The organism is Mycobacteriales bacterium, from assembly GCA_036497565.1.
GTDB lineage: Bacteria > Actinomycetota > Actinomycetes > Mycobacteriales > QHCD01 > DASXJE01.
On record DASXJE010000248.1, the window covers coordinates 1 to 7,877 of the forward strand.

General features: G+C 69.4%; 7 protein-coding genes. 4 read left to right on the forward strand and 3 right to left on the reverse strand.

Annotated elements, in window-relative coordinates:
• The coding region (locus VGH85_19885; GenBank protein ID HEY2176071.1) for an FAD-binding oxidoreductase at positions 1-1,330 on the reverse strand (1,330 nt) is incomplete at its 3' end.
• Between the two features lie 132 nt (positions 1,331-1,462).
• Positions 1,463-2,512, reverse strand: a complete 1,050-nt coding sequence (locus tag VGH85_19890; protein HEY2176072.1) for a LuxR C-terminal-related transcriptional regulator — start codon at positions 2,510-2,512, stop codon at positions 1,463-1,465.
• A gap of 265 nt (positions 2,513-2,777) precedes the next feature.
• Here VGH85_19890 and VGH85_19895 point away from each other — a divergent pair, with 265 nt between their 5' ends.
• Complete coding sequence (locus VGH85_19895) at positions 2,778-3,452, forward strand: ABC transporter ATP-binding protein (GenBank protein HEY2176073.1); 675 nt, start codon at positions 2,778-2,780, stop codon at positions 3,450-3,452.
• Positions 3,453-3,494: 42 nt separating this feature from the next.
• Here the strand turns inward: VGH85_19895 and VGH85_19900 are convergent, their stop codons facing one another.
• On the reverse strand, positions 3,495-4,724 hold the full coding sequence (locus VGH85_19900; protein ID HEY2176074.1) for a hypothetical protein: 1,230 nt from the start codon (positions 4,722-4,724) through the stop codon (positions 3,495-3,497).
• A 229-nt stretch (positions 4,725-4,953) separates the two neighbouring features.
• Here VGH85_19900 and VGH85_19905 point away from each other — a divergent pair, with 229 nt between their 5' ends.
• The 3 genes from VGH85_19905 to VGH85_19915 all read left to right on the forward strand — a co-directional run.
• The gene (locus tag VGH85_19905) at positions 4,954-5,217 is read left to right on the forward strand and encodes a hypothetical protein (protein HEY2176075.1); all 264 of its coding nucleotides are present in this window, start codon (positions 4,954-4,956) and stop codon (positions 5,215-5,217) included.
• A gap of 104 nt (positions 5,218-5,321) precedes the next feature.
• On the forward strand, positions 5,322-6,386 hold the full coding sequence (locus VGH85_19910) for a glycosyltransferase family 4 protein (protein ID HEY2176076.1): 1,065 nt from the start codon (positions 5,322-5,324) through the stop codon (positions 6,384-6,386).
• 124 nt (positions 6,387-6,510) lie between these two features.
• The coding region (locus VGH85_19915) for a UDP-glucose/GDP-mannose dehydrogenase family protein (protein HEY2176077.1) at positions 6,511-7,877 on the forward strand (1,367 nt) is incomplete at its 3' end.

The following is a 7,877-nucleotide window of genomic DNA, read 5'->3' on the forward strand; positions in this document are numbered from 1 at the left end:
GTCGGAAGACGTCGTCGGGGTCGTAGTCGCGCTTCACGCGGCGGAGCCGGTCGAGCGCGGCCCGGCCGAAGACGACCTCGAGATCGGGTACCTCGGTGCCGACGAAGTTGAGGTACGCGCCGCCGGTCCCCGCGGCGTCGATCGCGGCGTGCGCCCGCCGCGCCCATCGAATCTGCTCCGCGCTGTCGGCGGCGTCGGTCCAGCAGGCGGCGACGTTGACACCGAACGCGGTCGAGCGGCGGGGGAAGGCCGACAGGTCCTGGTCGACGTCCTCGACGGCGCCGCGCAGCCGGAGCACCTCGATCTGGGGGTCGCCGCCCGGCAGCTCGGAGGCGCCGTCGACCAGGGCGTTGACCTGTCCGGGGCCGAGGCCGGCCAGCTGCGCGGGCTTGAGGTAGTACAGGCCGCCGTGCGGGAAGCGATGGTCCTGCTGGGACTGGACCGCCGCGAACCGGCGGACCCGGGAAGCCGCTGCCTCCCCGCCCAGACCGAGGGCCGCAACGCCGCGCTCGGCGCCGCGGAGGCCGCCGGACCAGACCCATTCGACGGTCAGCGTGGGAGCGCCGCCGACCCGCTGGAGCCGGGCGAGCACCGCGAGCTCGCGGGGAAGGCTCTCCACGACCTCGCCGAGGTGCGCCAGGGCGCCCGGCGCGGCGTCGAGAGGCAGGTCCCGGTGCCCGACGACGACGTCGGCGAGCGGATGGGCCCGGAAGACGAACCGGGTGGCGACGCCGAAGTTGGCGCCTGCGCCGCGCAATGCACAGAACAGGTCCGGGTGGGCGTCCGGGCCGACGGTGAGCGTGTCACCGGCCGCCGTGATCATCTCGACCTCGAGCAGGTTGTCGCAGGTCAACCCGCGACTTGTCGACAGCCAGCCGATTCCGCCGCCGAGGGTGAGGCCACCGACCCCGGTGTGTGAGACGACGCCGGCGGGGACGGCGACGCCATGCCGTGAACACGCGCGGTCGAGATCGCTCAGCAGCGCGCCGCCACCCACGCTGACGGTGCCCTCCGCCGTGCCCTCCGCCGCGACGACGTCGGCCGTGCGCAGCGGTGACAGGTCGAGCACGAGCCCGCCCTCGACGACCGCGGCGCCGGCGATCTGGTGGCCGCCGCCTCGGACCGACAGCGGCAGACCCGCGTCCCGGGCGTACCGGATCGCGGCGGCGACGTCGGCGGCGGAGCCGCAGCGGGCGACCGCCGAGGGCCGCTTGTCGACCATGCCGTTCCACACCGCCCGGGCGGAGTCGTAGCGCGCATCCCCCGGCAGGACGAGCCGCTCACCGAAGCGCCGCTCCAGCCGCGCGAACGGCGACGTGGCTACGCGCATCGTTCTTCCCCTCGTCGGAAAGCAGCAGTCTGCGCGAACCGCTGGGGTGCCTTGCAGACACTGATGCGGGTGGCGGGGTGCGCGGGAATCCCCACGAATGAAGGGGTGGGACGGATCGGCGGTGAGTGCCGATCAGCCGTGGGTGAGGCCGACCTGCGCGGCCTTGTGCACCGCTTCGCCTCGGGAGTGCACGTCGAGCTTGGCGTACAGGCTGCGTGAGTAGCCGCGGACGGTGGCCGTCGACAGCCCCAGCCGGCCGGCGATCTGCTTGTAGGTGCTGCCCGTGCACAACTCGAGCAGCAGCTCGCGTTCTCGAGGGGTCAGCGTCTCGCCGCCAGGTGGCGGCCACGACGGACCGGGGCGGCCGACCGCGCGTGCGACGGCGGGGATCAGCTCGGTGAGGACGGCGCGCCGGTGGACGACGGTCGCTCCGTTGCGCGGCGGCGGAGCCGTGGGTTCGCCGGCGTGGTCGTCGGTGATCAGCACCAGCCGGCCGGTGCTCACCCCGTCGGCCGGCAGCCCTGCCGGCCCGAGCACGGCAGCCTCGACGATGGTGACGTCGGCGGCGGCGACGCGCGCGGCGAGCTCGGGGTCCCACGGCCCGGCAGCGACCACCACCTCCGTCAGCAGGCCTCGTTCGAGCACTCGGGCCAGACCGTGCGCGGTGAGGGGATCGCGGTGCACGACGACCGCATGCAGCGGCTCACCGGGCTGCCGGCCGATGCCGAGCCCGAGGGCGATCAGCCCGGTAACGGCGTCGACCTGCGTGATCGCCTCCGCCCAGGACCGACCGGCCACCCTCGAGCTGAGCAGCACCGCACCGATCGCCGCACCGGCCGAGCAGATCGGGACAGAGGCGCCCGAGCGGATGCCGAGCTTGCCCGCGAGCTGGTCGATGGGTCGGTCGAAGGCGGCTTCACGGGCGAAGTCCTCGGACGACCAGGGCCGGCCCTCGAGCGTTCGGACCAGCCTGGTGGACAACGCCGAGGGGGCAGTTGTGCCGACCGCCAGGAGTTCGGGGCCGACGGCGGCGAGGACCGAGCACTCGACTCCCTGGAAGGACACCAGGGCCACGTGCTCGACGGCGCAGTGTCGCCGGACGGCCTCGGCCAGTAGGCGTGCCACCGAGGCTGAGCGCTGCGCGAGGATCTCGGTGATCGTCGCCAGGAGCCCGTCCGCCATGCCATGGAGTGTCTCCCATCGGCTGTCCGCCCGACAGGGTCGTCCATGGTCACGGTGACCGGTGCGCCGTCCGGGCCGGTGACCTCGGTGGATCCAAAGCATTCAGATCTTTAACGGAAACCACAGCGAACTCACAGGCGGGGCCGGTCAACTGGGTACAGACAGCGGTGGACTTCGGGCCGGAAACCACGAGTTGGTGGTTCAGGCACCGCGACGGGGAGGAAAGATCGTGATCGAGTTGGAGGGCGTCACCAAGTCTTTCAAGATGGCGGAGGGGGATATGCAGATCCTGCACGGCATCAACCTCACCGTCGGAGACGGCGAGATGGTCGCGATCATGGGCCCGTCCGGTTCCGGTAAGAGCACCTTGATGAACATCGTGGGTTGCCTGGACACGGCATCCAGCGGGCGCTACATGCTCGACGGCATCGACGTCAGCAAGCTGTCGAAATCCGAGCTCGCCCGGGCCCGCGGCCGGAAGATCGGGTTCGTGTTTCAGTCGTTCAACCTGATACCGCGCACCGATGCGATGCGCAACGTGGAGTTGCCGCTGATCTACAACGGGGTCCGGAACCGGCGGGCGAAGGCGAAAGCCGCGTTGGAGCGGGTCGGCCTTGGCAGCCGGTTGCGGCACGTGCCCAGCGAGCTGTCCGGTGGCCAGAAGCAACGCGTCGCGATCGCGCGCGCTCTGATCAACGATCCCTCGATCATCTTGGCCGATGAGCCGACCGGGGCACTGGACACCAAGTCGACGACCGAGATCATGCAGCTGCTCTGCGAGCTCAACGAGGCCGGCTGCACCATCGTGGTGATCACTCACGAGGAGGAGGTCGCCGAGTACTGCACCCGGAAGGTGTGGCTGCGCGACGGCAACATCGTCAGCGACGAACCCAACGACCGGCGCATTCGAGGCGGCCAGCTGCTGCCGGCCGCCTCCTGACCGTCCCGATCGACTGACCATCCCGAGCGACCCGGGCAGTGCCTACAGGTATGCCGTGATCCAGGTGCTGGCCAGACCCGCCACCACACCACCGAGAAGCAGGCTCATCGTCCGGTCGCGCAGCGGTAGGAGCAACAGCAGCGCCGACGCGGCGTCGATCGTGGCGTAGGCGCAGAGCGCCACGGTGAGGTCGAAGCCGGTGCCCCGCGACGAGAGCGCCGTCAGCGCGACGACCGCGGTGACCACGAGGATGGTCCTGGTCGACATCTGCGGGGTGAGGAAGCGGTACGACATCTGGGCGGCGATGGCCGAGGCGGACGAGGCGATCAGCCAGAGGGCCACCACGATGGCCGGTCTGAGCAGGCTCGGCCAGATGATCCAGGTCCCCGCGACCAGCGCGGCTCCACCGAGGCTCACAACCACGACGGTGAGGCGCAGAAATTGGCGGGCGGAGTGGGGGGAGTCGGTCGAGCGGTGGACGAGCGAGGGCATGGTGGCGTTCACGAACGTCGCGGACACCGAGCTGACGATCTTGACGCCGATGTTCAGGAACGTGACACCCGAGGCGGGGAGTAGGACCGCGAGCGACTGCAGGAAGATCTGGCCGAGGTAGCCGACGGTGGACTTGCCGAGGAACCAGAACGGGCCCGATCGCGACGGTGCCACCAGCGGGACCGAGTCGAGGACCGCCGTGCCGACCTTTCGGCGGGTCATGGCGACGAGCAGGCCGATGTTCCCCACCAGCAGTGCCCCGACCATGACGGTCATCGCGGCCGGCGGCGACTTCCACGGATAGGCCAGTGCGACGACCGCCAGGATGTTCGCCGGCAACGCGACCCCGGAGATCCACAGCGCGTTGCCGCCGGCTTGGGCCGCGACCGCCTTGAACCAGAGCAGTGCCTGCACGAGTGCGTTCAACCCACTCAGGACGGCCAAAACGATCAGGTCCACGGGCAGCCGGTCGCGCTCCGTGAGCCACAGCGCCCCTCCGGTGACGAACACGAGGCCGAGCGCGGGTGTCAACCATCGGATCCTCGCCAAGCCGGCGCGGGACATACCCCGATCATTGAGTAGCGAGGGATACATCATTCCGACGATGATGCATTGGATCGGAACGAGACCGACGTTGAACAGGTAGAAGTAGGCGTCGGTGCTCTGGTTCGTGCCCGCCCGGGCCAGGATGAGCACGAGCTGAACCAGCCCCGTGACCTGTGATGCAAGGGAGACCGCGGGCGCCCGGAGCGCAACCCTGGCGTTTAGCGCGGTTCGCATGGATTTGTCATCATAAGAGTTAGGTATCTCCAGGCGACTCTCGCGTTCCTCGGTCAGCAGGACCATAACTCAAGCGGGTAATCTTCGCGCTAGTGTTGCATCTCACTATCCGACTCTCCGGATCGCCCCATGTCGCGTGGGGTTTCCGCGCCCATCGGGTGCCATTCGGGGGCGGAGTCGTAAAAATTTACGGCGCGGTCCCTCGGCATCCTCAGATACGGTGGAAATCGTGTCTTCACCGCTGGTCAGCGGCATCATGCCGTCCGACAATCGACCAGTGTGCCTTGCGCGGTTGATTCCCTCGTGCATGGCCGAGGACCTCTTCGTGGCGCCATTGAACGTGCGAGGACGCTACGCGGCGGGGTTGCGTAATGGTGATCGCCGGGAGTCAGATTTTCTTGCCGCATTGGTGCGCCCGCTCGACGGCCGCTCCGATGCGGTTATCGGTATTTGTGATGTTTCCGTGATAGCTGCTCGGGGGCGGTCGATATGAGGTCGACGGTGGAGTAGCGGTCAGCCGGCGCGCGCGGTAGTGCTGCCTGCCCGCTTGTAGTGATGGTTCGTGCGCCACGGCGCACGGCGAGGAAGGAGGTCTCTGTGCAGGTTCTGCGCGTGCTGCCCGAAGCGCGGAGCGCCCATTTCGAACGGTCCCGACCGTCGCCGGAGAGGATCACAATCTACGTCTCCGGGTACGGCGACCTGGACCGGAGCTCGGTGTGGCCGAGTGCCCACCGCGTGAGCCTGATGTGGGCGTGGTTGTGGGCCTTCAAGCGACGCTGGAACGTGGTGCAGCTGCCGGAGCCGCTGTGGTTACGGGCACTGCCGCTGACCTTGTCGGTGGGTCTCGCCGTGCGCGTGTCCGACCTGGTGTGCCGGCGCAAGACGCGGATCGTGACGTACGCGATGGAGAACAACGACCCCTCGGCGCTGTTGCGGGGTATTCCGGGCGGGTCGCGGGGTGTCGCATTCGGTTTCGTCCGCCACCTCAGTGGGTGGATCTTCGATCGGGTCGCCCTGGCCAGTCGCGGAGCCAGCGACTGCTACGTGGCGGTCCGACTGCTGCCCGAGCAGGGCGGAGTCGAACTGTTCAACGATCTCCCCCAGGAATGTCTCGGTGAGGAGATCGGTACGAAGCTCCGGCGGGTGACCTTTCTGGGCGCTCTCGAACCTCGGAAGGGCGTACTGGATCTCCTGGCGGCCTGGACGGAGTCGGGTCTGGGCCGGGCTGGCTGGGAGCTGGCGATGGCGGGGGCCGGACCGCTCGCTGACGACGTGGCGCGGGCCGCGGCGTCCGATTCGTCGATAGTGCCGCTCGGCCTGATCGGGCGGCCGGAGATGCACGAACTCATGATCTCCACCTCGATCGTGGTCCTGCCGTCCCGGCGGGACGGGCGCTGGCGCGAGCAGATCGGGCTCTCCATCGTCGAGGGCCTGGCGCATGGCTGCCACATCGTCGCCACCCCGGATACCGGCCTGCGCGAGTGGCTCGAGCTACATGGGCACGGGGTTCTGCCGGACGAGTTCACCGTGGCCGATCTGTCGACCGCTCTGTGCGACGCCGCGCGGAATCAGCTGAACCCGGTCAAGGTCCGCGCTTCCCTTCCACCGCTCGACGGGCGGGTCCAGGCGGAGGACTGGCTGTGCCGGGCGGTATCCGAATGACCGGACGGCTCAACCGCTAGCTCGGGCCCCTCGACGCCGAGTGCGTCCCATCGTCTCCCCATGCCAACCACACAGACGCTGCAACCGCACCGGACACCTCCGGCCCCACTCCTGAAGGAGCATGATGTTCGTTCGTCGTATCGCTGTCATCGGCACCGGGTACGTGGGTCTGACCACGGGTGCCTGCCTCGCCTCGCTGGGCCACCGGGTGGTGTGTGCCGACATCGACGCGGAGAAGATCGCCCGACTCCGCGACGGTGACGTCACCATCCTGGAACCGGGGCTGAGTGAGCTGGTCGCGGAGGGGGTGGCGGCGGGGCGGTTGAGTTTCGTGGTCGGTGCCCGCGACGCTGTCGCCCCGGTCGGTGCTGCTCCGGACGGCGGCTCTCTCAACGGCGGCTCTCTCAACGGCGGCTCTCTCAACGGCGGTGCTCTGAACGGCGGTGCTCTGAACGGCGGCGATGATCCGGTCGAGGTGGTGTTCCTGTGTGTGCCCACCCCGATGGGCGAGGGTGGTGCCGCCGATCTGGCCGCCGTGGAGACGGTCGCGCAGGAGGTGCGTGACCTGTTGCCGCGCGGGTGTGTGGTGGTGAACAAGTCGACCGTGCCGGTCGGCACCGCGGCCCGGACCAAGCGGTTGCTGGGGCGCCGCGACATCGCGGTGGTGTCCAACCCGGAGTTCCTGCGTGAGGGCAGCGCGGTGCACGACTTCCTCAACCCGGACCGGATCGTGGTCGGCTGTGAGCAGCAGGACGCCGCTGAGCGGGTCGCCGCGCTGTACTCCCGGCTCGGTGCGCCGACGCTGCTGACCGACGCGGCCAGCGCGGAGATGGTCAAGTACGCGGCGAACTGTTTCCTGGCGATGAAGCTGTCGTATGTGAACGCGATGGCCGAGCTGTGCGAGCGGCTCGGCGCCGACGTGCACGAGGTCACCGAGGGCATGGGCTACGACAAGCGGATCGGGCAGTCGTTCCTCAAACCCGGCCCGGGCTGGGGTGGGTCGTGTCTGCCGAAGGACACCCACGCGCTGATGCAGATCTCCGACGCAGCCGGTTTCGACTTCCCGCTGCTCACCGCGTCGCTGGAGACGAACCAGCGCCAGAGCGGGCGGATGGTGGACAAGATCCGTAGCGCGGTCGGTGGCTGCCTGGCGGACAAGCGGATCGGGTTGCTCGGGTTGACCTTCAAGGCCGGCACCGACGACCTGCGCGACTCCCCGGCGCTCGCGGTGGCCGCCGACCTGCTCGCCGAGGGCGCCGAGCTGACCGGGTTCGACCCCGGCTGCCCCGCCCCGGTGCCCGGGTTCACCGACGGCATCGCGGTCACCGACAACGCCATGACCGCCGCGAAGGACGCCGACGCGATCGTGGTGCTCACCGAATGGCCGGAGTTCCGGGCACTGGACTGGCCCGCGCTGGCCCGGGTCGCGGCCACCCGCACCGTGGTCGACACCCGCAACCTGCTCGACCCCGACGTCCTACGCCGCGCCGG

What these genes read in the sequence shown, in the direction of transcription:
- VGH85_19895 (HEY2176073.1), top strand. Translation starts at nt 2,778, where the DNA reads ATGGCGGAGGGGGATATGCAGATCCTGCACGGCATCAACCTCACCGTC.
- VGH85_19890 (HEY2176072.1), bottom strand. Translation starts at nt 2,512, where the DNA reads ATGGCGGACGGGCTCCTGGCGACGATCACCGAGATCCTCGCGCAGCGC.
- VGH85_19900 (HEY2176074.1), bottom strand. Translation starts at nt 4,724, where the DNA reads ATGCGAACCGCGCTAAACGCCAGGGTTGCGCTCCGGGCGCCCGCGGTC.